The organism is Citrobacter sp. Cpo037, from assembly GCF_030332945.1.
Lineage (GTDB): Bacteria > Pseudomonadota > Gammaproteobacteria > Enterobacterales > Enterobacteriaceae > Citrobacter > Citrobacter portucalensis.
In genome coordinates, this window is sequence record NZ_JAOWGW010000012.1 from 1 (window position 1) to 211 (window position 211).

At 55.9% G+C, this 211-nt stretch carries 1 tRNA gene; it reads right to left on the minus strand.

Going from position 1 to position 211, the window contains the following annotated elements:
- Positions 1-7: 7 nt before the first annotated feature.
- Positions 8-84, minus strand: a tRNA-Asp gene (locus OGX94_RS00845).
- Positions 85-211 lie beyond the last annotated feature (127 nt).

Below are 211 nucleotides of genomic sequence, written 5' to 3' on the forward strand. Positions count from 1 at the left end.
TAATAAGTGGCGGAACGGACGGGACTCGAACCCGCGACCCCCTGCGTGACAGGCAGGTATTCTAACCAACTGAACTACCGCTCCACCGAATTTCTTTGTCACCACCCGGACTCTTCATCCCGGTTTACTGCAATTTGATGCCTGGCAGTTCCCTACTCTCGCATGGGGAGACCCCACACTACCATCGGCGCTACGGCGTTTCACTTCTGAG